We start from the raw sequence: 25860 nt of genomic DNA on the forward strand, positions 1-25860 counted from the left end.
AACTAGAGTTACGGCCCGCGAAGGATGGACAAACGTCAGCCCCACACAGTTTGCTCGTCAAAGCAGCAACGCTGCCGTTCGGACTATTGCAAACGAAGCAAGAAGAGAGAAAGACGGGCGGCACTCGATAGGATGGGTCTTGGTATGACGGTCAAAGCGAGTGTTTGGCGGGGCGCGACGGCCGAACGCAATCCTGATGGCGACAAGCAGCATTTCGCCGGCGAAGGGAAAAGCCAGTCGCATCCCACCGCGATGTTGGACGCGATTGCGCTGTTGAACTCTCCCGCGCCGGCATCAAGGCCGAAGATGGCGCCCATGAGCGACGCACCTGAGATTCGGCCGATATTGCTGGACAGGCGGAGGGCTCCCGCAACCATGCCGCTTCGGTTATCTCGATGAAGGGTCTGGTCTGATAGACATCGGACGGCGCCATTCGGCGGTGGGGGAACCGCTTTCTCGACGGTTAGGGCGTCGCTGGCGACGTCAATCCAGAAAAGCCGTCGGAATCGGCACCGGAGCCGCAGGGCCAGGGTATCTAGGTCATGTAATTTATCGTGACCGCCCTACTCGCCGTGGCGGAATTCGTCGTAACCAGAGGCTGAATAAACGCGATGTATTGGCGTCGTCCTGCCGTCCCGGGTCGCGTTAAGCCCGATCGGTTTACAGGCTGCCCCGACTCATTTCTCAGCCATCTGAATAAAGATTTCGTCACGGCCAAGGCTGAGCGTCAACCCGGCGCTTGCGCCTGTCAGGTGCATGATCACGCCAGCTTTGTTCTCAAGCCAAAGATCGCTTCCCCCCGACGCCTCCAGACCCACCTTCCCAGTGCCTTGCGCGTATGTTCCCCCGAACATTGCGACGTCATTAAGTTTGTAGACATCGCCCGCGACGACCAGTTTAGACGCACCGCCCGGGCCTATCACGCTGCCGACTAGTCTGAACGGATATTTCTTTCCCTGAAACGTCAAGACACCCTCGCCTCCGACGAAGCCTCCGACGAAGGCCTCAGTGAGCGTCACGGTGCCGGATGGCGACAGCCCAGCAACGCTCGCCGCGGTCGGGACATTTACTGGAATTGGCGAAGATACGCAGCTTGTGAGCGACAACAGCGCCGCTATTCCAAAGACCATTGACCATGAGGGCATGCTCCTGCGCCGAGCTTTAGCGATCATTCGTGCATCCTCGTGGGTAGCTCACTGCGCGGAAGCGAAGGTAGCAAGATAGGAAGGGTATGATTACACCGGAGCGGACGCCGAGTCTATCAGACTTGCCGTCGATTACGATGGTGCCTGGAGCCGCCTCGGGCGCATGCCTGCTGAAGCGGAATTCCAGTTTGGCGGTCGTGCCTGGATTATTCCAGCCGGGTGACAATCCTGACAGCGCGGGGTTACGGATACGGGGGCGGACCAAGATCCGCGCCCACGAGGAAACCGGCAAAGAGCAGCGGGGACACCGCCCTTTATGGACGGCTTACCGGCGAGTGCCTGGCCAGGCGTGGAGGCGAGCTGAGCAAAGCCCGTTGCGCGCACTGTTACTACTACGGCATATTGCGGCTGCGCGTTATTCGCTCCGAGCGACTGCTACAGGATGCAAGCCTCGACGAAAGCCACTCGTTCAACCGGACCAAGCCCTTTTCCCGCTGCTTGCCTTCGGCATTCCTCACGCTTGTCCAGTCGCTGCTCAACCCGCTGCAACAAGGTTTCGTTCTTCGTCCCGTCAGGGCGAGCTTCACTCTTCTTTCCGTCGGCGCCGCCGGAAACAAGTTCGATCTCGCTTGGCTGCCAAGTCTTGTCGAAGAATGACGGAAGCGGGCTATAGAGGCGTAAGATCGTGAACCAGCCCTTCTTGGGATCGGTTTGGATCCAGTTGCCGCGCGTGACGCCTGCTGGCTGCGTCGGAGCGAAATAGACTGTCGTCGTCCCATCGGCGGCCGCCTCCGCCGCGGGCGAGGGATAGCTCTGGCTGCCGGCGCGCGGGTATCTCTGCGGCGTCTGGAGCATCGAGCGTGTCTGGTTATCGTAGAGCGTGAAGGACCAGAACGCCTCTGCCGGAATATCCTTGGGTAGCTTCACCTTGTAGGTCTTGGCGCCGTCAAAGGCAGCCCCCTCCGCATCAAGGAAACCCATCAGGTACTGCGAGCCCACGCCCGGAATGCGCATGATCATGCCAGGCGAGTCGAGCGTATAGCCATAGTAGAAGGCGGTTCGTGAATCGAGCGTGCGTGCGCCAGTAGGCGGGAGCGGCTTGAACATGCCCTTCTCGAAGCGCGGCGGCGGCGTCTCGAAGAACGCGCCGCCTTCCCAAAGCATGCTGCCCCAGTGCGAACCCTCGTAATAGGCCCAGTCAGGGTGTTTCAGCGCGTAGCGCCAGTTGAGCGCACGTCCGGCTGCCTGGCCGACGGCGGCTGCCTCCGTCAAGATCTTCTTCATCCGTTCGTCGGGCGCGAACGCCTTGCCGTGAACGATACCGATCGCTGCCAGTTGTCCGGCGAGCTCGATGTCGTAGCTCGTGGCAGGCTCGTTCTGGACGTTCTCGTTGATCAGCTCGAAGAATCCGTAGTCACTCGGCGGGATCGTGTTGAACGACCGCCCGCTGACCTCGATGAACTTCGTCTCCGGGATCTGTGGCTCACCTTCGATTCTCACCGTGCCCCCGAGAGCCTGCGCGATGCTCGTTCCGAAGGAGCCTGGACGATAGGAATAGATCTTGAGGCTGCGCTTGATGTTCTCGACGGCCGGCTTGGGGTCGTTATCGACGAGATAGGCCCGCGCAGCATAAAGGGCGAGGTTCGTCTTCGAACGCGCGACAAAGTAGCCGCCCTCAGGCAGGGGGCCGTTATAGTCGGGGCCGACGATCAGGTATTTGCCGCCGAGGCCGCGATCCGGGCCAGGGGCGCCGATATCGATGATCCAGGAGAACCACATATCATTGATCGTGCCGACAGCCCCCGATGGCTGTTCGACGACGACCGGGCCTTTGCTCAGATCGAGTGCGGTCAAGTAGTAGACCGTGTCGGCATTGGCCGTCAGGAACAACGAACTTGCATCCATCAGATCGGAGAAGATCGCGACGTCGCCGGGCTTGACACCGATGCTTGCAAATCCCTTCACAATCGCCAGAGCGGAAGCGCCGCGGAAGCTGTTGTTGTAGACGTCTAATGCGCGGGTGAAATCGAGCGCATCATACACCTTGCTGGCGGTCTCAGCGGTAGGCGCACCGTCCTTGAACTCCAGCGTGCCGATGCGCGTCTGCACCGAGGCGGGTGCACCAAGAGACCGGATGGTCTCCGGCGCCACTTGAGCGACAGCCGGGGCCGAAGACAGGGAGAGGACAGCGATCAGTGTAGTGCCAGTCGATTTCAAGCAGCGTTTCATCGTCTCACCTTCGTCGCAATCGGGCTGCGCGACGCTTCGAGCCACCCTAAATCAACGTCAGGGTCGAAAACCATCCATTTCATGCCAACCGAGGTCGTGCGGATCGGCTTTGGGCGAGTAGGCGATCAAACTTTGCGAAGCCAGAGTCCACACATCTTCTCGGGGTATCGTAAGGACGCCCGAATTCCCCGAGTTGTCTATTCAAGGTGTGGATGATCGATGGCGACAGCGGATTCTTTTCTGCAAGCGCCATCGTCCTGAATTACCGCCGGCGACGGAACGACATACCTAAGGCTGCGCTCTCAATCCGCTTGCCATGATTGCGCCTGACCGATATCAAAAAAACCCATTTTGCGCCAAAATGGTGCTTCGGAGCGTTTTCCCATAGCCGCCATTCCTGTCATTGCCAGCTATGTCCTGCAAGGCGTGCCCGCTTTCGTTAGAAACGAAATTGGCGCAAGGACATTGATCCGCGCGAATCGCGCAGCTGGCTTCGACGCCGAGCTGGTCGAGCAATCCCATTGCTTCATTACACAACGGTCGGTGGTCGATTTCATCAACGAAATCGCGCGAGCAATGGGAGAGCCCGGCCTGGGTCTTCTCTTGGTTCCTGCGATGAATGTTGGCACCTACGGCAACTTTGGACGCTACATTTTGGGTGCCGAGACGCTCGGACAAGCCATCCAGCGTAGCATCTCCGCACTTCCTTATCACAGCTCCTACGATCGCCTGACCGCTTCCCAATGCGGCGACGAACTCAAGTTCAGCTATACATTTGCGTTGGCCAGAGCTGAGGGCTACGATATCATCGCGAGCACCGCAGCTGGGGAGCTCTTGAGCCTTTTCAAGGCGTATTTGCCAGATGGCTGGAGACCCCTTCGAATCGAGCTCGACATAGCTGCACCACATAGAACCTCGCATTTCGAGGACGTGTTTCAATGCCCGGTCATTTTCAATGCACCTGCGGTCGCGATTGTTGTTGAGCGACACCGAATGACGGCTCAAGCGAGGCGCCTCTCACGACTTGACCTGACGATCGAGGATGTCGCCCGGGAGCGGGGTGGCGCGCCAGGAGTTTTGCTCGACGTTGCTTCCGAACAGATCCGTACCCGCCTAATCGGCGGCAACGTCTCGATCGATGAGATTGCGCGATCAATGGATACGAGTGTTCGCACCCTGCAGCGCGAACTCAACCGTGCCGGCACGGACTTCCGCAGCCTCACGAGCCTAGTGAGAGCCCAGCGTGCAACGGAGCTGTTGCGGGAAAGAAGCGTGTCGATAACTCACATCTCAGAAGATCTTGGATACTCCTCACCCGCAGGGTTCTCCCGTGCGTTCAGGAAGGCGACAGGCTTCGGGCCTCGAGAGTTTCGCAAGATGGAGCGAACCTAGGCGCGATCTCGATGAACAGCACGGGTCGCTCTGTTCTAACGATGTGCCGCATATTCAAAGCTTAAAGAAAAATGCTTCCCCGCAAGTATTGCCTCGGCTCGATCGAAGTGGCCGCCTTCCCGCAGAGAGTTTGGTAGACGCCGGTCCTGTGCGGAGATGATGCACTCACGCCGCGAACTATAAACGCGTGCGAGCTCACGCCCCATCGCCAGGAACAGCGGGACGAAGGACCCGCGATCAACACAACCGCGGCGACCGGTTAAATATCGGGCTGTCCGGAAGCTGTTGCGCATTGTGCCAGGGATCGCGGACATCGCCCGATGAAACCGGCAATAAGGCGTCCCGACGGCGAACTGACGTAGCCCCATGCCCGGAGCTGGCATCGGGCAGCGCACGTTACTCGCGATTTCTCGTGTCGCCGCGCCGGTGGCGTGAAATGGATTGTTTGCGTACCAGGAGCAGGATAGCATTGCATCACCTGATCGCTCTTATCTCAAGAGCTGTGCGCGATGTTTGGGCTATGACGAGGTCTACGCGTGAGGACCTCAACAAATGGAGTTCTCAAACTGACGCCGCAGTTGGAACGGATACGAGCGATCGCGGATCCAAGTACGTCCCATATGTCACGTGTACTGTCCTTATCGCTGATTCAGAAACACATAGACCCGCGGTCAAGAGTGCGACGAATACTTTTGAGTTGACCACAAAGAAGAACAACCTCAAATGAACTGATCCGGTGAAAGGATGCTGCTCGCGCCGACACGGATCGACACTAAAGTGGACTGGTCGCCATCCTTGTGTCTGCGGCCGCCCCGATTGGGCCCTCCCAGACATGGCTTCGGCACGATGGAAAGCGTCCAGTCAGTCGAATAAGTCCCGCATGAGGCTACCGATGATGTGTCGTCACCGAGCAGCTGCCCGATGCGGCAACGCCGATGCCAAACGAGAAACGACAGGAATGACGGCCATGCCCAAAGCCAACCTTAAAGCAAGGCGCCGTTTGGCACCGCTTGCCTGCACAGTCATCCCCCTCCTGACATTCGTGGCCGCGCCCGCTGAGGCGCAGAGCACTCCGGAGCGCAACGCCTATTTTGGTGAAACGCACGTCCATACCAGTTGGTCGTTCGATGCCTATATCTTCGGCAACCACATCACCGGCCCCGCGGATGCTTACAAATACGCAAAAGGGGAGCCCATCAAGCATCCCCTGGGCTACGATGTGAAGATCACAACGCCGCTCGACTGGATGGGCGTAACAGATCACTCCGAATATGCGGGCGTCGTGCGGCTTTCGAATGACCCGAGCTCTCCCATCAGCAGGTTGCCTATTGCTGACAGGCTGAAAGTGCGCGACGCGGCCGACATTCAGCGCATCTATCTCTGGCTCGGCACCAGCATGATCAAGGAACAGCCGATCGAGACCCTGGTGAAGCCCGAAATATCGGATACGGTCTGGAAGGCGAATAACGCAGCCGCGGACGCGGCCAATGAGCCGGGGAAGTTCACTGCGTTCTGTTCCTATGAATGGACGTCGAACCCCGACTTCCGCAACATGCATCGCAATCTCTTCTTTAAAGATTGCGCGAAGGTCCCGAGCCGCCCTTTCAGTTCGCTCGAGTCCCAAGCGCCGGAAGACCTGTGGAATTGGATGGACGGCCAGCGCAAGGCCGGTAACGAGCTTCTCGCCATTTCGCATAATGCGAACCTGTCTGGCGGATTGATGTATCCGACCGAGGTCGACTTCAAAGGCCGGCCTATCGATCAGGCATGGGCTGAATCGCGCGATCGCAATGAACGTTTGACCGAGATCAAGCAGATCAAGGGGGCGTCCGAGACGCACCCGTTGCTCTCGCCGAACGATGAATTCGCCAATTACGAGATCCTCAATTATTTGCTCGGTGATCCCCAGGGACAGTTCATCACCCTCGGCGGCAGCTATATTCGCCAGGCTCTGAAGGACGGCATCGCGATGCAGCAGGCACGCGGGTACAACCCCTTCAAGACCGGCGTCGTTGGAGGGTCCGATTCGCACAATACGGCCGTTCCCTATCGTCAGGAGAATTTTTTCGGCGGCCATGCCCGGCTCGATGGGACGGTTAAGGAGCGCATGGCTGGCCACAATTTCGCGGGACTCGATGTCCGTTTCGAGAATCCGGCCGGCCTGACCGGTCTCTGGGCCGAGGAGAATACGCGCGAGTCACTCTTCGAGGCGATGAAGCGCAAAGAAACCTTTGCCACCAGTGGTCCGCGCATCACGCTGCGCTTCTTCGGCGGCTGGGACTATGCCAAGGATCGGAAGGCCGAGGAGCGCCATGCGCTGGCGTGGGATCTGCTCCCGGAATGGATGAAAGATCAGTACTGGGTGAAAACCGCCTATGCACAGGGTGTTCCGATGGGTGGGGATCTTGCGCCCTTCGCCGCGGGGAAGACGGCGCCCTCTTTTGCGGTATGGGCGGTCAAGGACCCGACGTCCGGTAATCTCGATCGGATTCAAATCGTCAAGGGATGGAGCAAAAACGGCCAAAGCTTTGAGAAAGTGTTCGATATCGTTTCGGCAGGCGAACGCCAACCCGATCCCATAACCGGGAAAGTTCCGGCAATAGGGTCGACGGTTGATATCAAACAAGCCACGTATAAGAACTCGATAGGCGCCACCGAGCTCAAGGGGGTTTGGTCCGATCCCGAGTTCAACCCGGCCGACGACGCCTTCTACTATGCCCGCGCCCTCGAGATCCAGACACCCCGCTGGACGACCATCCAAGCCAAGGAACTCGGGATTTCCCCGCCTGAAATGGTCGCCTCAACCATACAGGAGCGCGCCTGGTCTTCCCCGATCTGGTATGCGCCAACCCCTGAACAGCGCCTTGCCGCGCACGAAGGAACGACCGAGGCGGACCTGAAGGGCCAGGGTGCCGTGCTGCTCGACGAGGCCGCGCTCAAGGCACTGCTCGTCGGCAAATATACCTGGATACGCAACAACGTTACCGGTGGCATCTTCAAGGTACAGTGGGCTGAGAACGGCCAGATGCTGGTGATGAACGTGGATCCGCGCATTCCGCAACCGTCAGAAGTTGGCGATGTGGTGAGCGGCTCCTATCTCGGTACCCCTAGCGACTACGCGATCCGCGACGGCAAGCTCGCGACCTGGTTCGGCAATCGCGAGTATGAGTTCACGGTGTACAAACTCGCTGGCGGCTCCAAAGACCTGCTGACGAAGGACGACACGTATCTCGCCGCGCGCAGCAACGAGTTCGGCTACGCGAACTATGAGATCGTCCCGACCCCAGTGTTCCTCGGAACGGAGGTCAAGGACCCGACGGTGCCACAATGAGGTCGGTATCGAGGCTTGCTGCGGCGCTGCTTGGCGCCGCATTCCTTCTGGCCGGCGGCCTCGGCAGCGCCCTTGCCTGCGCCATCTGCCTGTCGGCCATTGCCGTAACAACCGGGCAGAAGCTCGATGCCGCCGATCAGGTGGTCCTCGCCTCGCCGCTTCCCGGTGGCGGGCTGTTCCGGATCGTCGAGAGCGTGAAGGGCGATGCCCCTATCGGCTCAACGGTCGAGGCGAGTGCTGACCGCGTGAAAGAAACCACCTCTCAGGACGGGCAACTCTCTCTCCTCGCCCGTAATGGCATGTCCCTCCGCTGGTCGAACTTCGGGGTTGTCCAGGCCGAAAACGCCGGCTGGCTGCGTGAATTCTTGAAGACCAACGACGGTCGCGCCAAAGCACCGCCGCGTGCCTGGCCGCTCGTCAGCCCGGTGCAGGCCGTCCCCGACAGCATCGACTGGTCCAAGCGCATCAGCGTCATCGCACCGTCTCTCGAAAGCGGCGACCCGCTCGTCGCCGATATCGCGTTCGCCGAGCTCGCGCGGGCGCCGTATGACGTCATGCGCACGCTCAAGCCAGCCCTGGATGCCGCCGACCTGCGCCGCTGGCTTCAGGATCCCGCTCTCGTCAAGCGACGGGACGCCTATCTCCTGCTCCTTGGCATCGCTGGCGACAGCGACGACGCGGCGATGCTGGAAGAGCGTCTCATCAGGGCTCACACGTCCAAGGACGCGACAAATGTTGCGGCTTTACTGGCGGCGGATCTCGAGTTGCGTGGGCCAAATCGCGTTGCCTGGATCGAGGAGAACTATCTCCTCGACCACAGCCGCTCCCTGCCCGAGATCGAGGCGGCCTTGCTCGCCCTCAGTGTTCACGGCGGCCCGGGTGGTGTCATTCCGCAGCGGCGCGTCGTCGACGCCTATCGACATTTCATACGCGAGCGGAAGGCGATGGCCGGCTTCGTCGCGACATACCTCGGTGACTGGCAGGCTTGGGAGGTTGTACCCGACTATGTCGACGTGTTGCGGTCGAATGCGGTGAGGGACCCGGCGAGCGAGTTCGCAATCCTCGTGTATCTCCGCGCTAGCCCCGGCCCGGAAGGGCGGTCGGCCGCAGAGGCCTTTGTCCAACGGGCAAACTGAGCGGGGTCCAATATGAGTCATTTCACGGAAGACGGAAGCCCTGCCAGGCCATCTTTGTCCGAAACCTCTCCCGCTCGGTCGGAGGCCCGCAAACGTGCCTGGGCCGGACGTGTCCTGCGCGAACCGCTCGTCCATTTCGTCGTGCTCGGCGTGGTGATATTCGGCGGCTACAGGCTGCTCGATCATCAAACGCCAGTCGCCGACGCCACAACTTCGCAGATCGTGATCACCAACGACGACTTGCGCCAGCTCGCCGTCGTATGGCTCGCCCAGGGCCGGGAGAAACCGACGCTAGCGCAATTGCAGGCTTTGATCGAGCAGAAGGCCATGTCGGAAATGCTCGTGCGGGAGGCGATCGCACTGGGTCTCGACAGGGATGACGAGATGATCAAGCGCCGCCTTGCGCAGAAGATGGACTTCCTGCTTGCCGATATCGCGGCCCTCGCTCCGCCCACCAACGTGGAGCTGGCGGCCTGGTTCGCCGCGCACAAGGCCGAGTTCACGAAGCCGCCGCGGATCCGCTTCCGACATCTCTACTTCAATTCCGACAAGCGCGCGGGAGGCGCGCGTGCGGCGGCCGAGGCGAGCCTTCCGCTCGTCGCCGGTCGATCGCCAGGCTCGCTCGGAGCGGCCGGCATCGGCGATCCTTTCATGTTCCGTGATTACTATGCGGATATAACCCCCGAGCAGATGGCGAAGGAGTTCGGGGGGGCCTTTGCCAATGCCCTCTTCGGTCTCCGGCCCGGAGATTGGCGCGGGCCCATCGAATCCGGATATGGCTGGCACCTGATCTGGGTCGAATCCTACGAGGAGCCTCGCGTTCCCGCATTGGAGGAAGTGAGGCCGATCGTCGTTCAAGCCTGGCAAGCCGAGAAGTATCGTGAAGTCAAGCAGCGCGCGATGGTCGAGATCCGCTCGCGCTACAGGATCGTCGCCCCATCGCTTGATGATTTAAACGTCGACGACCTCACCATCGTGTCGTCCGGCCCAAGCCGACCGGTGGCCGAATGACGATGGGGTCGACCCGCCTTCCGGACCCGAAGAGGCTGCTGGCCCTGGTCGTGGTCGCCTTTCTCAACCTGATCGCTCCGGCACTGGCGCACGAGGTCAGGCCCGCTTATCTGCAGATCGATCAGACGGACACCAATCGCTACACAGTCCTTTGGAAGACACCGCTTCTGTCCGGCATGCCGCTGCCTGTCATCCTGAAGCTTCCCGACAGTGTGACGCATGTGATGGAGCCTCAGGAGAGACCCTTGCCGGGTTTCATTCTGCAGAAGCGCCTTATTTCCGCACCGGATAGCCTGGCGGGCCTGCGACTCGAGTTTATCGGCCTCCAGGCTACGATCACCGATGTCCTCATCCGCATAACATGGCTGGATGGCAGGCAGGTCAGCACCATCATACGCCCCTCACAACCGTGGTATATCGTTCCGGCCGAACAGACCAGCTGGTCTGTCGCCTGGGAATATCTCAAGCTTGGCATCCGCCATATTCTCTACGGTCTCGATCATCTGCTGTTTGTTGCTTCACTTATGCTGATCGTTCGCGACTGGCGCGTCCTCGTGAAGACGATCACGGCCTTCACCGTTGCCCATTCCATCACGCTTGCCCTCGCGACCTTTGGTCTCGTCACTCTGCCCGGGCCGCCAGTCGAGGCTATGGTTGCGCTCAGCATCCTCCTCGTTGCCGCGGAGGCGGTGCGCATGGAGCGCGGCGAAAAGAGCCTGACGATCACATGGCCATGGGTGGTCGCCTTCGGCTTCGGGCTGCTCCACGGTTTCGGCTTCGCTGGCGCCATGATCGAGCTCGGACTTCCGCAGCGGGACATTCCGCTTGCTTTGCTCTTCTTCAACGTCGGCGTTGAGATCGGACAGCTTGCGTTTATCGCAGCGATTCTTGCGGTCGTTTATGCGGCCAGGCTCATCTTCACCTTCGGGAGACCCATGCGGGTGGCCGCCGCCTATGGCGTCGGTGCCGTGGCGGCGTTCTGGACGGTCGACCGCCTGAGCGCGATTTTTCTTTGATGGAAAACCCTGACATGCCCTCTCTGAAATACAGCGCTATGGGCGTGACGCTCGGCCTCCTGGTCGTTTTTTCCGCAAGCTCCGCCCTGGCTCATACAGGCGCCGATCATGGCGGCGGCTTTGCGAGCGGCTTTACGCATCCGCTTCTAGGCCCTGACCACATCATCGCTATGGTTGCTGTCGGGCTCTGGGGCGTATTTCTCGGCGCACCGGCAATTTGGGTGCTGCCAATCGTCTTCCCGTTGGTGATGGCCCTTGGCGGCGTCTTCGGGATCATCGAGGTGCCGCTCGCGGGCGTCGAAGCCGGCATCGCCTTGTCCGCCGTGGTTCTTGGCCTCTGTGTCGCCTTGGCGCTGAAGCCACCGTTATGGGCGGCCGCGCTCATCGTTGGCGCCTTTGCGATCTTTCATGGCTACGCGCATGGGACGGAGATGCCTGCCGCCTCCAATGCGGTGTCATACGCGCTCGGCTTCGTCATGGCGACGGGCCTCCTGCACCTCTTCGGCATCGCCTTTGGCAATCTGGCACGCTGGCCCGTCGGACGGTTTGCCGTAAGGGCGGCCGGCGCCTTCATCGCCCTTGCCGGGGGCGTCTTTCTGTCTGGCATTGCATGAAATCCTGTCGCCTTATCCTGCCGGCGGCCGCGCTCCTGGGGGTGATCCCCCAGGCCGCCCACGCGCACGGAGCCCTCGAGGGCGTCGGCGATTTCTATGCGGGGTTGCTGCATCCTCTCGTGGCCCCCGCAGAGATGCTTGTCATCGTGGCCACCGGGTTACTGATCGGCAGGTCAGGTCTCGCGGCTTGCCGCTATGGGATCCTCGCATTTGCGAGCGCCGTCGCGGCGGGCCTTGTATTCGGCTCCATAGGCGCCGCAAGCACCGATAGGACGACATCGCTCGCTCTGCTTGCACTTGTCGCGGCGGCAATGGTGGCCTCCGGATTGCGGGCGCCCGCCTGGATCGCCGCCGGGCTCGCTGTGCCGGCGGGCCTTGTCCTGGGCCTCGATGCAACGCCGGAGGGAAGCATGCGCTTGGGGGGCGTCCTGAGCGGCTTGGCCACACTTCTAGGGGCCGTCGCCCTGATCACCATCCTCGCTGCCCTGGCACTCCGGATAGAGAGACATTGGCAGCGTATCGCCGCGCAGGTCGCCGGTTCGTGGATAACGGCAAGCGCGATGCTTTATCTTGCGTATCAAATAGTCGGGCTCCGCTAATGCGTAAGCGATCAAGCGCGTCATTTTGAGCTGTCAGCGCCGGGACAGTCTCCGACTTTGTTGAATCACGGAAATTCCGTTGTCGTGGCCGGATAAGAGACGACTTGCCAGGCTCGCAGGAAACAACGTACTTCGAACATTGAAAATCCCCCGTTAGATCAATCCCCCGTGGGCGCGCCGAGCACATAGTATCTCTGGAGTGACTTGTCCGACGACGGATCTAGCGCCTGACATTCCGCGAAGTAAAAGGACTCGGGCTGCCGATTGGCTGGGTCCGCACATATTTTAGCGAGCTGCGCTGATCGTGCTTGTGACGTCTGGCATGCCGTAAGGATGGAACTTGCGAAAAGCATACAGCAAGCATAGAGAACCGTTTTCATCGACATCTCCTCATTGCGTCGGCAAGCATACGGCACTCCCGAGCACCCGCTCCGAAACGATATCCTTACAATCGCGACGGCGATTGCACTTGTCATTTTACGACACACCGAGATTCGCCCCCGTTCGGAACAGTTCCCATCCATTTTGACCGACAAGTCACTGTCAGCCCCAAGCTGCACAGGATAGCGGATGGGGATAGCGTGTGGGGACGAAAGCTGGCCCGTGAGGGGGATAAGCCCCGACCGTTCAAGACCTTCCGGGATCGGCAGTCGCTTCAACATCTTATGGTTCTGCTGCGGCTGCTGGAGGAGTTGCGCAAGTACGACCTGATGACCGCCTCGGGGCCCGGGAAAGCGATTCTGAGCCGGGCCAGGGTGGTTGCGAGGAAACGGGCTGGCTTGCGGGCAGGGTGAGGATCTACGTAGCTCTATGTCGTTGATATCGAGGTAAAGCGCTGGTGCCTGCCTTCCAACGGACCCAAAGCACTCCGATGCCCGAGGATGTTATGCAGCGGGAGTATTCCACCGCTAGGATCTACGGACAAGTTCAGCCGCCTTTTCTCCGATGGCGATCGCCACCGCGTGAGTATTGCCCGAAGTAACAGATGGCATGACGGAGCAATCAGCGATGCGCAGACCATCAAGTCCGTGCACCTTCAAGTCAGGTCCGACGACAGCCCCGTGGTCGTCAAAAACCCCCATTCTGCAAGACCCCGCGAGGTGGTGGCTTCTTCCCAGATTGGCCCGCACCCAGTTGGCCAGAGCATCCCCATCAAGCTTCTCGAGTCCCGGACTCAATTCACTATCAACCAAGTCACTAAGGGCTGGTTGTTTTATGATGCTTCGAGCTATGCCTATGGCCGACACAAGCGCCTCGACGTCAGCCTTATCCTGGAGCGAGTTGAAGAAAAAATTCGGATGATGGGAAATGCTGCTGCTGACGATATGTGTTTCCCCCCTGCTTTTTACGCCATACAAATCTATGAACACCTGAAAGCCGTGACGGCTAACTTTGCCCTGGGCGTCGTCAGCAAGAAGTGGAAGAAATATCAGAAAACAATCCGGACGGTCAGCACCCGGCCGGGCTCGGACAAAGCCACCCGCCTCGAAATGGCTGGTGGAGGCCGGGCCGGTCCTCGCAATCAGCCATTGAACACCTGCCGCGAACGCCCCGAACCCATACGTCGCGGACTTGATCGAAAGTGGTCGCGAGCACGCATATTTCAAGGTCACAGCGGGATGGGTGTGAAGGTTCGAGCCGACACCCGGTAGGGAATGTACGAGCTCTATACCAGCACGGGCAAGAACTTCACCGGCTCCCACGCCAGACAGCTCGAGCAACTGAGGGCTGCCGATCGCGCCGGCACACAGAATGACTTCCCGCTCAGCGAAGATCTGACGCGGACCATTATCGGTCGCGAGTTCTACACCGATCGCGCGCTTATCGCTGAATAGAACGCGGCGGACCGTTGCTTCCGGGAGGATCTGAAGGTTCGGTCTTTTTCTTGCCGTCTTCAGATAGCCCTCGTAAACATCGCCACGAATGCCCCGGTGAATGTTCCGCTGAAGCGCGCAAAATCCGTCCTGGACCGGTCCGTTATAGTCAGGGTTTATTGTCTCGCCGGCTTGCTTGGCCGCAACGAGGAACGCTTTCGACAACGGCTGACGCTCAGGCCTCCCCACCGTGATCGGGATCGGGCCATCCCGGCCCATGCCCGGGAAAAGCGGTTCTTTGCAAGCCTCGATGCGACGAAAAATGCTCTGCATGGCCTCGGCGCCCCAGCCCGTGCACCCTGCGGCTTCCCAATCGTCGAAGTCTTTTGCGTTTCCCCTGACCCAGATCATTCCATTAATGGCAGACGATCCACCGACGATGCGCCCCATCTTGTAAGGCAGCGTCTTATTGTCGGCGTGTGTCTCGGGGGAGGAAACATAGTTCCAGTGAAACTTGCCCTTTCGATAAAGGCCCCGGATCCCAGCCGGGATACGTACGCCAAGCCCGCTGTAGTCTGGGCCCGCCTCCAGCACCAGAACTGTCCGGGTGGGGTCCTCACTCAACCGCGCCGCCAGAACACTGCCCGCGGTCCCGGCTCCGACAATGATATAGTCTGCTCGCACTGTTGAAAAATCCAGCTTGCTTCGCGGTACGAACGTATCGATCCTCGCGAGTCGTGTGTGGACGCCGCCGGGTTCGCGCCTGCTCGTGTCGGGGCTGCCCAGTGCGTTGCAGGTGAGGATGTCTTCTATTACGCGGCTCGACCAGCACCGATTCCGTTCATAACAGCCACTCATTCGTCGTTTTGCCGGAATATTCAACCTAATCGCCGGATTTTCATCCCGGCGGACACGCGTTTAACGCGCGCTGCACGCTCCAATGGATGCCGGCATCGCAGTGACCAGCGCAGCAATTTCCGAGCGTCACGCCGCCCCGAGCGGAGGCTTTCCGAACCACACCCACGATTTGCCTGCATGCCGCCCTGTTTCGATCGGACACATCGCGCGACGCTTTTCGTCGTTTTGTTTTCATTATCCGTCATAACGACGTTAAACTATCAAAAGGCACCAGAATCGTCAGTAGTACGCCGAGCAAATTGGCCACATGCTGTCCGGCATCATCAAATAAGCAATTAAGAGGGGACTTACGACATGCAGCATTCAGGCTTGCCGTCCCGGCGGTCCGTCCTTGGTGGCCTGCTCGCCGGAACGATCGCCTCTCCGGCCTATATCCGTCCGGCCTGGGCCCAGCAGAAGAAGCTGGTTATCGCCAACTTCGGCGGCGCGGTCCGCGACGCGAAGCGCAAGGTCCTTTACGATCCCTTCACCGCGGCGACAGGGATCGAGATCATCAATGGCGAAGGCCCCGACGTCGCCAAGATGAAGATTCAGGTCGAAAGCAAGGATGTCGAATGGGACATCATCGACATGAACGACGCCTGGGTCGTTGACGCCGCGCGCATGGGCCTCCTGGAGGAGGTCGACGAGACGATCGTGCACAGGGAAGGCTGCATTCCGGCAGCGCGGAACCAATACGCCTGCGGTGGCAACGTCTATGCGGGCGGGATCGCGTTCCCCACCAACAGGCTCAACGGCAAAGTTGCCAGGAACTGGGTGGAGTTCTGGGACGTCAAGGGCATTCCCGGCCGGCGCGGCCTGCGCAACCGCATCACCGACACGCTCGAGATCGCGCTGATGGGCGACGGCGTTCCCCCTTCCCAGCTCTACCCCTGCGATGTCGAACGGGCCTTCAAAGCGCTCGACCGCCTGAAGCCCCACGTCACTCACTGGATCACTCCGGCCTCCCAGACCGTCACGCTGATTCAGCAGAACGAGGTGGACTTCACCTTCACCTACACGACCCGCGTGAAGGATCTCCAGGCGGCGAACGTCCCGATCGACTACTCCTTCCAGCAGAATATCCTCGGTCTGGGCTATTCCGGCGCTCTGAAGGGCACGAAGAACCGCGACAGCGCCATGCGCTTTCTCGACTTCATGATGAAAAGGGACCGCCAGGTCGCGCTCGCCGATCTGACCGGCGACGCCCCGACCTACCCCGACGCGGTGGCCCAGGTAGACCCGGCGGTTCGCAAGTGGCTTCCCAACATCGATGATCCGAACAACCTCTTTACCAATCCGGCCTGGTGGAACGGTAAGGCGGAGGAGCTGACGCTCCGGTTCAAAGAATGGCTGCTGACCTGACAGCCCGTTCGCAGAGAACCGGGAGATAGTCCTGATGACGTCGCCAACTGCGGAGACTTGATACATGGTCTCGGTTCGGAAATTCTTCAGAGAGGCCAGTTTCGCCGCACCCGCCACACTGTTCCTTGGCCTGATCTTCGCGGTCCCGCTTGTCGGCATCGTGCTGATGAGCCTACAGAAAAGCAACAACGGAGGCGATTTCACGATCGCCGCCTACAACAAGATCGTCACCACACCCCTGTTCCTTCGCGTCGTCTATACGACGCTGGAGATAAGCGTTGGCGCGACGTTCTGTGCGCTGCTTCTGGCCTATCCCGTCGCCTATTTCCTGGCGACGCAGCCGCCAAGACGCAGGGCGCTCTTCATGATCTTCGTGCTGATCCCGTTCTGGACCAGTTCGCTGGTAAAGGCGTTTTCCTTCATGGTGCTGCTGGGACAGACCGGCATCGTCAACCAGATGCTGGAGCTCGTCGGTATTCCGCCCGTCAAACTCCTGTTCAACCGGATCGGAGTCTTCGCGGGCATGAGCCACTATCTCGTACCGTTCTTCGTCTTCCCGATCTTGGCGAGCCTTCAGAGCCAACCGCCCGAACTCGCGCGGGCTGCGGCGATTATGGGGGCGGGGAAACTGCGGATCTTCCTGCGCGTGACCCTGCCGCTGAGCATGCCCGGCGTGATCGCAGGGGCGCTTCTGGTCTTCACGATCAGCCTGAGCTTCTACGTGATCCCCGCGCTGCTCGGAGGTCGCAAGGACATGATGATCGCAAACCTGGTCGATTTCTACGCCCGCGAGGTGCTCGACTGGCCCATGGCCTCGGCGGTAGCGGTGGTGCTGATCGGGGTGGCTGTCGCTGCGTCGGTCGCCCTGTCGAAGGTACGTGGTGGCGGCTCGATGCTCGAAGGGAGGAGTCACTGAGATGGAACGACGCCTCTCTTCCTGGCGCGTGGTGCTGAACGTCGGGGTCGGCTTGGTCTTCCTGTTCCTGCTGATGCCGAGCGTGATCACCGCGATCATCGCCTTCGGTGACAGCAATCAAATCATGTTCCCGCCGCAGGGTTACTCTCTTCACCTGTTCCGGCAGTTTTTCACCGAGGCTGGCTGGGTCTCGTCGACCATCCTGAGCTTCCGAATTGCGCTCATCTCGGCCCTGATCTCTCTCATCCTCGGCGTGCCCGCCGCCTACGCACTGGTGCGTGGCAACTTCCCGGGGCGCCGGCTCCTGTCGCTGTTCCTGTTGAGTCCGATTATGGTGCCGCACATCGCCATCGCCCTCGGTCTCTACATCTATTTCATCCGCCTCGGTGTGAATAACGGAGAGCTTCGGCTCATTCTGGCGCATGTCGTCGCGGCATTGCCCTTCGTCGTCGTGACGACGGGCGCGGGGGTCGGTCATATCGACCCGGCGCTTGAACGAGCCGCCACAGTCATGGGCGCATCGCCGCTGACCGTTCTCCGCAGGGTGACCCTGCCCCTGCTGGCACCGTCGATCGCCGCCAGCGGCCTGTTCGCCTTTCTCATCTCCTTCGACGAGGTGGTGATCTCCTGGTTCGTCTCCCGGGCAGGAGAGACCACGCTGCCGGTCAAGATGTTCGCCTCGATCCAGTTTGAGGTCTCACCGATCCTCGCCGCCATCTCGACGATGCTCACGGTGATGTCCGTGCTTGTCTGCCTTGTCGTCGCTGTCATGCAACGGAAATCGCCCAATGCCTAACGAAGCAAACACCTCGTCAAAGCCGATGGTGCAGATTACCGGGCTTCAGAAAAGCTACGGCCAAGTCGTCGCGCTGCAGGCGCTGGACTTGACGGTCCCGACCGGAGAATTCCTGACGCTGCTCGGTCCGTCGGGCTCGGGCAAGACCACCCTGCTGAACCTGATCGCGGGCATGACCTCGGCAACGGGCGGCCGGATCTGGATCAACGGGCGGGACGTCACCGATGTCGCTCCGGAAAAGCGTGGCCTGGGGATGGTATTCCAAAACTACGCCCTCATGCCCCACATGACTGTTTTCGACAACATCGCCTTCCCCCTTCAAATCCGAAAGGTGCCGAAGGCGCAGATTCGGCAGCGCGTCAACGAGGCGCTTGAGGTGATCCGACTGCCGCATGTCGCCAATCGGAAGCCCAAGGAATTGTCGGGTGGCCAGCAACAGCGGGTCTCCATCGCGCGTTGTCTGGTCTACAAGCCCGACCTCATCCTTATGGACGAGCCTCTGGGGGCGCTCGACAAGAAGCTGCGCGAGCAGATGCAGTTGGAAATCCGGCGCATCCACACCGAATTCGGGATCACAATGCTCTATGTGACCCATGATCAGGAGGAAGCGCTCAACATGTCCGACCGCATCATCCTGATGAATGGCGGCGCAGTCGAGCAGCTCGGAACGCCGAACAATCTTTACTTCGAACCGAGAACGCAGTTCACGGCCGAATTCATCGGGGCCTCGACACTGCTTGATGCGACGGTGGCGTCGACGGGCACGCCGGCCTCTTTCGTTCTCGAAGGCGGATTGACCTCGCGTGCGATCCTGCACGAGCCAGTCGCCGCGGGCGCCAGGGGCAAGCTGCTGCTGCGGCCCGAAGTGTTGCGCATCGTTTCCCCTGACGAGGTTCCGCCGGGCGCCAACAGGGCGACGGGTATCCTGGAAAGCAGCTTGGTGACCGGTGGCACCTCCAGCCACTACGTCAAGCTGCCAAGCGGCACGACGATGCTGGTCCGGGAACTGACGAGCCAGAGTGCGACGAGCATCCAGGCTGGAACGCCCGTCACGGTCACCTGGCCTAATAGCGCCGGACGCTTCCTGCAGAACTGAGAGAAGGTGCCGGCATTAGACGGCGTGCTCGATCCGGGTCGCCCGGATCGGATGAGGAGAGTGTACCGATGAGCGATTTTCAGAGCAACGACCTGACGACAAGCTACAGCACCGCTGTGCTCTACGATGCGGCCCGGCGCCTCGGGCTTGAGATCGGGATGCGCGGCGTGGCCCCTGTTGCCAGCAACTTGCGCCTCGCAGCGCCCGCCTACACGGTGGGTTTCCTTCCGGCGGGCCAGCGGCCGAAATCCGGTCTGAATTTCTATGACATCATCGACGGGGCACCAAAGGGCAGCGTTCTGGTCTTCGGCGCGAATGTCGATCGCTGGCTATTCGGCGGGAACCTGTCGCTCTTCGCGCAGCTTTCCGGCGTGGCCGGTATGGTCCTCGACGGCTGCCTGCGCGACATTGCCGAGCTGCGGGAGCGCCGGTACCCGGTCTTTTCGAGCGGCGTGTCCGTCTCCGGCTATTCCCGCGACCGGATTCTGGGAGAACTGGGCGGCACCATCGTCTGCGGCGAAGTGACCGTCTCGACCGGCGATCTTGTCGTCGGGGACGATGACGGCGTCGTCTGCCTGCCCGCCGCGCGGATCGACGACATCCTCTTCCAGGCCGAAGAGATCCAGGCACTCGACGAAAAGCTCGCGCGCGACATCGCAAGTCGGAGCCCCCTGCCCGCACTGCACGAGACTAGGCTCCGCTGGTCAGTCCTCCGTTCCCTTTCGTGAAGATCCCAAATGCAGCCGTTCAACATCTACGACTACCGCCGACTGGCGCAGCGGCGACTGCCGCGGGCGATGTTCGAGTACATTGACCGGGGCACCGAGGACGAGGTCCTGCTGTCCGATGTCAGGCGGTCGCTCGATGCGGTGAAGCTCAACCAGCATGTGCTGAACGACGTGTCGAACCCCGATACCTCGGTCACTCTATTCGGGGAGAGGCTGCCACTACCCATGATCGTCTCGCCGACGGCCGTCGCAGGGTTGGTCTGGCACGATGGCGAGGTGCAGGTTGCAAGAGCGGCCAAAGGTCTAGGCATCCCCATGTGCGTCGCCACCCAGTCTATGACGACCATGGAGGACATCGCTGAACGCGCCCCAGGCGCGAACCTCTGGTTCCAGCTCTATGTCTTCGAGGACCGGGAGCTCACGCGGGAGCTGCTGCGCCGCGCCCGGGCTCTCGGGATCAAGAATCTGTTGCTGACTGCCGATACCGCCCGCGCGCCGAAGAAGGAATGGAACATCCGCAATGGCTTCGGCATCCCGATCAAGCCCTCTGTCAAGGGCGCGGTCGATGTGGTGACGCACCCGCGCTGGCTGACTTCGGTGCTGCTGCGCTACATCCTGACGACCGGCGTGCCGACCTACGCGCATTACCCTCCCGAATATCGCACCCGGATCACCCGGGCTGTTGTCTGGGACAACGTCAAGCTGGCGCGGCGCCTGACCTGGGAGGACGCCGCCGAGGTGCGCAGATTCTGGGAGGGCAACCTCATCATAAAGGGCGTCCTCGCTCGGTCGGATGCCGAGAGGGCACTGAAGCTTGGCGCGGACGGCATCGTCGTCTCCTGTCACGGCGGTCGAAACCTCGATTCTGCGCCGCCCACCATCACGGTGCTGCCTGAGATTGCCGACGCGGTCGGCAGTCGCCTGACGGTCCTCGCCGACAGCGGCATCCGGCGCGGCAGCGACATCGTCAAGTACAAGGCCGCGGGAGCCGCGGCTGTGCTCGTCGGGCGCGCGCCGCTTTATGGCGCAGCGGCACGGGGCGAACGCGGCGCCGCGGAGGTGTTGAACATCCTGCGCGAAGAGCTTGACCATTGCCTGGCCTTCACCGGCCAGCCGAGCTTCGAGCGGATCGCCCGGTCCTTGCTTCGGCAGCCCGTCACCACGACCAACGATGAGCCGCCCCTGGGCGCGCCCCTCCCATTCGCGGAACTGAGGCCCACCCTCACCTAGCCGGGCAGGCGGCCGGGCCGCCGGCGTGCCAGATGTAAGCAGAAGGACGCTATCATGACGACGAGGTTCGGCCCGGTCGACCGGGACCTGATCGGCGAGGCCGTCTGGGAGACCATCCCCGGCTCGGACCCGGAGCTTTACGGCAGCGCCACCCTGACAGGACCATCAACGGTCGAGGTGCGCAGTTACCAGACGTTCCGTGTCACCTACAGCGTCGGCAAGATGGGTCTCGACGACACCGCTGCGATGCGCGTCGCCTTCCGCAACATCTCTGACGGGGGCTATCTGCAGACGACCGACCCCACCGCACCAAACTACGTCACCGCGCGCAGCTCTGGTGACGGGCGGCTGCATCTGAAATACGACCGGCGGGGCGGTCAGCGCCCCTGGGGCGAGACGCTGACCGTGTCGCAACAGGGCGGTTATTTGAAGCCGGGCGAAACCATCGAGATTACCATCGGCGAGACCGGCGGCGGCTCGCCTGGGGTGCTCATGCCGACCTTCGCCGACATGGGGCGGGTCTTCCGCATCTTCGTCGACGCTCAGGCCACCGGGGTCTTCGTGCCGATCCCCGGCCCGCTGCTCTCGGTCAGGGTGATCGGCGGGCCCGCGCATCGCCATCTCGCGGTGCTGCCCACGCTGCGCCGACCGGGCGAGAGCTTCACGCTCGGGATCAAGGCCGAGGACATCTGGGGCAACCCGACCGGACAGGGACCGCGGCGCTTCCGCCTGTCGGCCAGCTTGCCGGTCGAGGGCTTGCCCGAAGTCGTCGATTTCGCTCCAGCCGAGGGCGCGATAACGCTCGAAGGCCTGAGCTGTCGAGACGAGGGCACATTGGTCGTGACCCTCACCGACGAGGCGGGCGGAACAGTGATCTCCGGCCCGCTGATCATCCGCCGCTCGGAGATCGCCCACTACTGGGGGGACTTGCATGCGCAGACTGGCGAGACCCAGGGCAACAACTCGATGGAATATTACCTCGACTTCGCCCGCAACAAGGCGTTCCTGGATGTGACCAGCCACCAGGCGAACGACTTCCAGGTCAACGCCGCCTTTTGGGCGCATCTGAACACACTGACTGCAGCGGCGGACGAACCCGGCCGCTTCACCGTGCTACCCGGCTACGAATGGTCTGGGAACACCGCTGTCGGCGGAGATCACAACGTATTCTATCGTCACGAGGGGGCGTCGATCTATCGTTGCTCGCACGCGCTTGTCGGCGATCGCAGCGACGAGGCGAACGATGCCCACGACCTCCACGCGCTCTACGCCAAACTCGAGGCGGAACCGATCGAGGCCGTGATGTACGCCCATGTCGGCGGCCGCTACGCGGATATCCACTACGCCCACAACGCCGCACTCGAGGCCGCGGTCGAGGTGCATTCCGCCTGGGGAACCTTCGAATGGATCTTGACCGACGGCTTCCCCCTGCGGCACCGGGTCGGAGTGGTCTGCAACAGTGACGACCACAAGAGCCGCCCCGGCGCCAGCTTCCCCGGTGCCTCGGTCTTCGGGGCCTATGGCGGACTGACCTGTTTCGTCATGGAACGGAACGACCGCGACAGCGTCTTCGACGCGATCCGGAGCCGCCACACGTATGGCACCAGCGGCCCGCGCGTGTTTATCGACGTCGATTGCACGTTGCCCGAAGGCGGGATGCGGTTTGATCGCGATCCGCTCACCCTCGCAGGCGCCACAGCCACCGCTGTGACCAGCTGCACGATGGGCGACATCGTTCGCGCCAATGGCAGCCACGCGCGGGTCAGTGTCGACATCCGTTCCCCCGTTGGGATCGAAAGCGTCGAAATCCGTGACGGCAGCAACGTTCTGGTCAGGCGACGGACCTATTCCGCGGCTGATCTCGGCCGGCGTGTGAGGGTGCTGTGGTCCGGGGCCGAATACCGCGGGCGTGGACGCGACACCCGGTGGCGCGGACGCGCGGAATTCGAGGGGGCTGTGATCCGCCGTTTCGAAGCCATCAACCGGCTCAATCCCGAGATGCGGCTCGATCAGGTGGGGTCCCGCTCGGTCATCTGGAACTGCGTCACGACCGGAAACATGATGGGTTTCGACGCTTGGCTGTCCGAAGCCGCCGGTTCGCTGGAGATCACCACGAGCCTTGGCGGGATCTCGATCGACCTCTCCGAAGCCGGTGTCGAGCCGCAGGTGATGGCAGCCGGCGGACTGAAGCGGCAACTGACGGTCCAGCGCCTTCCCGACGCCCCGCTGCCGAAAGAGCTACGGCTCGAAGCCGACGTCGCCATCGCCGAAGCAGGCGACACGCCGGTCTGGCTGTGCGTGACCTTCGAGGACGGCAATCAAGCCTGGACCAGCCCCATTTATCTCCACCGAGACTGAGACGCCCACGGGCTGTCCTCCTTCAGACAACTGGAGCCACACATGCTCACTGCTGACCGTCTGTCGGGCATTCTGCCCGCCCTTACCACGCCCGTCGATCAAGATGACCGGGTGGACGCGGGTGCCGTCCGAGCGCATTTCGCCTGGTTATTCGAGCATGGCATCGACGGGGTCCTGCCGCTCGGGGGGACCGGCGAATATGGGGCTTTGTCGCAGGGCGAGAGGCGCCGCATGGTTTCGCTCTGCGCCGAAGAGATGTCCGGCAAGGGCCCGGTCATCGCCGGGGTGCTGGATCCCGGCTATCATGATGCCCTCCAGTCCGCCAAGGACTTCGCGGCAGAGGGCGCCGACGCCGTGCTGCTGGTGACGCCCTATTATACCAACCCGACCCAGGCCGGCATCCGCGACTATTACCTGCGTTTCGCGGACGAGTCCCCTGTTCCGGTTCTTATCTACGAGATCCCCTACCGGACACGGATCGCCATCGAGCCGAAGGTGCTGCATGAGCTGTCGCGGCATCATCGGATCATCGGCATGAAGGCCTGCAATACCGACATGTACCATTTCCTTCAGGTGATAGCAGGGGTCGCGCCCGATTTCGCCGTGCTGAGCGGAGAGGACATCCTTTTCCCGCTGCAAGTCGCGGCGGGCGCGCGCGGTGGGATCATCGTGACGGCCAATCTGGTGCCGGGGTTGTGGCGCGAGATCTACGACGCGGCCCGGTCCGGTGACCTGAGCGACGCGCTTCCGCGGCACCGGAGGCTGATGCCGCTCATCAACATGGCCTTCGCCGAAACGAACCCGGGGCCTATGAAGGCGGTGATGGACCTGATCGGCGTGAATGCGCCGCGCCCGCTCGCGCCGCTCGTCACCCCCGATCCAGAACTCGTCTCCAGCCTCCGCACCGAGCTGGCGGCACTGCTCAAGGCTTGAGCCGGCCGTTGGGATTTCGATCGGCGGGCGGTTACTTTCCGCCGCCATATTTGCGGCTGGTCACCTTTCGCCGGGGCTTTGCCGTCCGGCGGTTGGGCGCGGTGAGCCAGCGAAGATCGGCCGCCTCGTCGAGCTCCTCCCGCGCAGCGAGATCGCCGTCCTCTGCCAGCAGCAGGACGCAGTCGCCGCGACGCACCCAGCCGGCCTCGCGCGTGCCGATCACGACGCCATCCGCAGCCAGCCTGAGGGCGACGGGCTCGGCCATCGGCCGGGTCAGATCATGGATGTACCCAGCCAGATCACCGGCCTTGGCTTCATCCCCCAGCCGGGCGATCGGCTCGAAGATGCCGTCCGACATCGCATGGACGAAATCGTGATCGCGATGCGCCAACAGAAGTCGCGGCGCGACCGCGGCCTGAGATGTCTCGACGATCCCCGCCCACGCAAGAACGCTGTCGAAACCACGCAGGATCTCATCCATCGCATCATCGAGCGGCGCTTGCACGCCGATCCGCGTGGCGCCGCTACGCCGCGCCGCCCCGGAGGTGCTGCGGTAGTCGAAGCTGCGGAAGCGGACGATGTTGGTTGCGTTGAAGGCGCGTGCCAGGGCGAGGCGCCGCCGCTGCACATCCGGATCAGCGTCGTCGATAAGGGTGGCGCAGGACAGGTAACGCATCGTTCGGCCGGTGCTGTGCAGATCGATGACCAGGTCGCACTCAGGCATGAGATGCCGTTCGATATACTCTGCAATCGCGCTGGTCGGTGACCCGAAGAGATCTCCGGGGAAGGACTTGTTCAGGCTCTGGCCGTCCACGGGGGAATTGCGCGTCCCCGCATGCCCGGCGAGAACGTTTGCCATCGTCATCGCGATCACCCGGCCTTTCATGGCTTCAGGATCGAGTGACCGAACGATACGGGCAGCGGCAATCTGCGCCTCCATTTCGTCACCCGCGACCCCCGCCAGCAGCAGGACTGTCGGGCCGACGCTGCCCCCCACGATCGCGAGCGGAACCGGCAGGAACCCGTAGGAGGACTGGTTGGACGCGTAGGGAATCTTCACGAAGCCCGCGTGCGTGCCGCTGGTCGGGAGAGGATCGGAGAGGCCGAAAAGTACATCTGCTGTTGCTGCGGTCACTGCGTCATCACTCCATGCCGGCAGGCCCATGAACGTCTCCGGATTGCGAGCGAAAGATAGAGGCATTTTGACGGATATGACAACAAACTGGTCAAAATGACGGTTCTCATGCACTCACA

19 protein-coding genes are annotated in these 25860 nt (G+C 61.7%); 15 read left to right on the forward strand and 4 right to left on the reverse strand.

The window, feature by feature from the left end:
• Positions 1–677: 677 nt before the first annotated feature.
• Positions 678–1172: a hypothetical protein gene (locus tag KIO74_RS07530; RefSeq protein WP_213331426.1), complete on the reverse strand. Its 495-nt coding sequence runs from the start codon at positions 1170–1172 to the stop codon at positions 678–680.
• Between the two features lie 408 nt (positions 1173–1580).
• On the reverse strand, positions 1581–3374 hold the full coding sequence (locus tag KIO74_RS07535) for a DUF1254 domain-containing protein (protein WP_213331427.1): 1794 nt from the start codon (positions 3372–3374) through the stop codon (positions 1581–1583).
• Between the two features lie 351 nt (positions 3375–3725).
• Here KIO74_RS07535 and KIO74_RS07540 point away from each other — a divergent pair, with 351 nt between their 5' ends.
• From KIO74_RS07540 to KIO74_RS07570, 7 genes are all read left to right on the forward strand, one after another.
• Positions 3726–4766 (forward strand): AraC family transcriptional regulator, encoded by a 1041-nt coding sequence (locus KIO74_RS07540; RefSeq protein WP_249730892.1) that lies wholly within the window; start codon positions 3726–3728, stop codon positions 4764–4766.
• Positions 4767–5733: 967 nt separating this feature from the next.
• The gene (locus tag KIO74_RS07545) at positions 5734–8097 is read left to right on the forward strand and encodes a DUF3604 domain-containing protein (protein WP_213331428.1); all 2364 of its coding nucleotides are present in this window, start codon (positions 5734–5736) and stop codon (positions 8095–8097) included.
• Positions 8094–9233, forward strand: coding sequence for a hypothetical protein (locus tag KIO74_RS07550; RefSeq protein ID WP_213331429.1), 1140 nt, complete (start codon positions 8094–8096; stop codon positions 9231–9233). Before KIO74_RS07545 ends, KIO74_RS07550 begins: the two co-directional genes overlap by 4 nt.
• A gap of 12 nt (positions 9234–9245) precedes the next feature.
• The gene (locus tag KIO74_RS07555) at positions 9246–10244 is read left to right on the forward strand and encodes a peptidylprolyl isomerase (protein WP_249730893.1); all 999 of its coding nucleotides are present in this window, start codon (positions 9246–9248) and stop codon (positions 10242–10244) included.
• Positions 10245–10246: 2 nt separating this feature from the next.
• The gene (locus KIO74_RS07560; RefSeq protein WP_249730894.1) at positions 10247–11260 is read left to right on the forward strand and encodes a HupE/UreJ family protein; all 1014 of its coding nucleotides are present in this window, start codon (positions 10247–10249) and stop codon (positions 11258–11260) included.
• A 14-nt stretch (positions 11261–11274) separates the two neighbouring features.
• On the forward strand, positions 11275–11874 hold the full coding sequence (locus tag KIO74_RS07565; protein WP_249730895.1) for a HupE/UreJ family protein: 600 nt from the start codon (positions 11275–11277) through the stop codon (positions 11872–11874).
• Positions 11871–12473 carry a HupE/UreJ family protein gene (locus KIO74_RS07570; protein ID WP_213331431.1) on the forward strand — a complete coding sequence of 201 codons (603 nt, stop codon included), beginning with the start codon at positions 11871–11873 and terminating at the stop codon, positions 12471–12473. The genes KIO74_RS07565 and KIO74_RS07570 overlap by 4 nt, the downstream gene beginning before the upstream one ends.
• A 908-nt stretch (positions 12474–13381) precedes the next feature.
• On the opposite strand, the gene KIO74_RS07575 is transcribed toward KIO74_RS07570, so the two are convergent.
• Complete coding sequence (locus KIO74_RS07575) at positions 13382–15169, reverse strand: GMC family oxidoreductase (protein WP_213331432.1); 1788 nt, start codon at positions 15167–15169, stop codon at positions 13382–13384.
• Between the two features lie 330 nt (positions 15170–15499).
• Between KIO74_RS07575 and KIO74_RS07580 the strand changes: the two genes are divergently transcribed.
• From KIO74_RS07580 to dapA, 8 genes are all read left to right on the forward strand, one after another.
• Entirely contained in the window at positions 15500–16549 is a 1050-nt protein-coding gene (locus KIO74_RS07580; RefSeq protein WP_213331433.1) for an ABC transporter substrate-binding protein, read from the forward strand.
• Between the two features lie 64 nt (positions 16550–16613).
• On the forward strand, positions 16614–17465 hold the full coding sequence (locus KIO74_RS07585; RefSeq protein WP_213331434.1) for an ABC transporter permease: 852 nt from the start codon (positions 16614–16616) through the stop codon (positions 17463–17465).
• Position 17466: 1 nt separating this feature from the next.
• Positions 17467–18261 carry an ABC transporter permease gene (locus tag KIO74_RS07590; RefSeq protein WP_213331435.1) on the forward strand — a complete coding sequence of 265 codons (795 nt, stop codon included), beginning with the start codon at positions 17467–17469 and terminating at the stop codon, positions 18259–18261.
• Complete coding sequence (locus KIO74_RS07595; RefSeq protein ID WP_213331436.1) at positions 18254–19357, forward strand: ABC transporter ATP-binding protein; 1104 nt, start codon at positions 18254–18256, stop codon at positions 19355–19357. The genes KIO74_RS07590 and KIO74_RS07595 overlap by 8 nt, the downstream gene beginning before the upstream one ends.
• 68 nt (positions 19358–19425) lie before the next feature.
• Positions 19426–20085 (forward strand): RraA family protein, encoded by a 660-nt coding sequence (locus KIO74_RS07600; RefSeq protein WP_213331437.1) that lies wholly within the window; start codon positions 19426–19428, stop codon positions 20083–20085.
• A gap of 9 nt (positions 20086–20094) precedes the next feature.
• A complete protein-coding gene (locus KIO74_RS07605) occupies positions 20095–21315 on the forward strand; it encodes an alpha-hydroxy acid oxidase (protein WP_213331438.1) in 1221 nt (406 codons plus the stop codon).
• Between the two features lie 54 nt (positions 21316–21369).
• Positions 21370–23673 carry a DUF3604 domain-containing protein gene (locus KIO74_RS07610; RefSeq protein ID WP_213331439.1) on the forward strand — a complete coding sequence of 768 codons (2304 nt, stop codon included), beginning with the start codon at positions 21370–21372 and terminating at the stop codon, positions 23671–23673.
• Positions 23674–23715: 42 nt separating this feature from the next.
• The gene (dapA, locus tag KIO74_RS07615; RefSeq protein ID WP_213331440.1) at positions 23716–24606 is read left to right on the forward strand and encodes a 4-hydroxy-tetrahydrodipicolinate synthase; all 891 of its coding nucleotides are present in this window, start codon (positions 23716–23718) and stop codon (positions 24604–24606) included.
• A gap of 31 nt (positions 24607–24637) precedes the next feature.
• Here dapA and KIO74_RS07620 read toward each other — a convergent pair whose 3' ends face one another.
• Positions 24638–25741 carry a M14 family metallopeptidase gene (locus tag KIO74_RS07620; protein ID WP_213331441.1) on the reverse strand — a complete coding sequence of 368 codons (1104 nt, stop codon included), beginning with the start codon at positions 25739–25741 and terminating at the stop codon, positions 24638–24640.
• Positions 25742–25860 lie beyond the last annotated feature (119 nt).

Origin of the sequence: Chelatococcus sp. HY11, assembly GCF_018398335.1 — a bacterium.
In the GTDB taxonomy this organism is placed as follows: Bacteria; Pseudomonadota; Alphaproteobacteria; order Rhizobiales; family Beijerinckiaceae; genus Chelatococcus.

Coding starts and splice junctions, on each gene's coding strand:
- KIO74_RS07600 (WP_213331437.1), top strand. CDS start 19,426: ATGAGCGATTTTCAGAGCAACGACCTGACGACAAGCTACAGCACCGCT.
- KIO74_RS07595 (WP_213331436.1), top strand. CDS start 18,254: ATGCCTAACGAAGCAAACACCTCGTCAAAGCCGATGGTGCAGATTACC.
- KIO74_RS07530 (WP_213331426.1), bottom strand. CDS start 1,172: ATGATCGCTAAAGCTCGGCGCAGGAGCATGCCCTCATGGTCAATGGTC.
- dapA (WP_213331440.1), top strand. CDS start 23,716: ATGCTCACTGCTGACCGTCTGTCGGGCATTCTGCCCGCCCTTACCACG.
- KIO74_RS07535 (WP_213331427.1), bottom strand. CDS start 3,374: ATGAAACGCTGCTTGAAATCGACTGGCACTACACTGATCGCTGTCCTC.
- KIO74_RS07550 (WP_213331429.1), top strand. CDS start 8,094: ATGAGGTCGGTATCGAGGCTTGCTGCGGCGCTGCTTGGCGCCGCATTC.
- KIO74_RS07605 (WP_213331438.1), top strand. CDS start 20,095: ATGCAGCCGTTCAACATCTACGACTACCGCCGACTGGCGCAGCGGCGA.
- KIO74_RS07565 (WP_249730895.1), top strand. CDS start 11,275: ATGCCCTCTCTGAAATACAGCGCTATGGGCGTGACGCTCGGCCTCCTG.
- KIO74_RS07570 (WP_213331431.1), top strand. CDS start 11,871: ATGAAATCCTGTCGCCTTATCCTGCCGGCGGCCGCGCTCCTGGGGGTG.
- KIO74_RS07610 (WP_213331439.1), top strand. CDS start 21,370: ATGACGACGAGGTTCGGCCCGGTCGACCGGGACCTGATCGGCGAGGCC.
- KIO74_RS07555 (WP_249730893.1), top strand. CDS start 9,246: ATGAGTCATTTCACGGAAGACGGAAGCCCTGCCAGGCCATCTTTGTCC.
- KIO74_RS07545 (WP_213331428.1), top strand. CDS start 5,734: ATGCCCAAAGCCAACCTTAAAGCAAGGCGCCGTTTGGCACCGCTTGCC.
- KIO74_RS07580 (WP_213331433.1), top strand. CDS start 15,500: ATGCAGCATTCAGGCTTGCCGTCCCGGCGGTCCGTCCTTGGTGGCCTG.
- KIO74_RS07590 (WP_213331435.1), top strand. CDS start 17,467: ATGGAACGACGCCTCTCTTCCTGGCGCGTGGTGCTGAACGTCGGGGTC.
- KIO74_RS07585 (WP_213331434.1), top strand. CDS start 16,614: ATGGTCTCGGTTCGGAAATTCTTCAGAGAGGCCAGTTTCGCCGCACCC.
- KIO74_RS07560 (WP_249730894.1), top strand. CDS start 10,247: ATGGGGTCGACCCGCCTTCCGGACCCGAAGAGGCTGCTGGCCCTGGTC.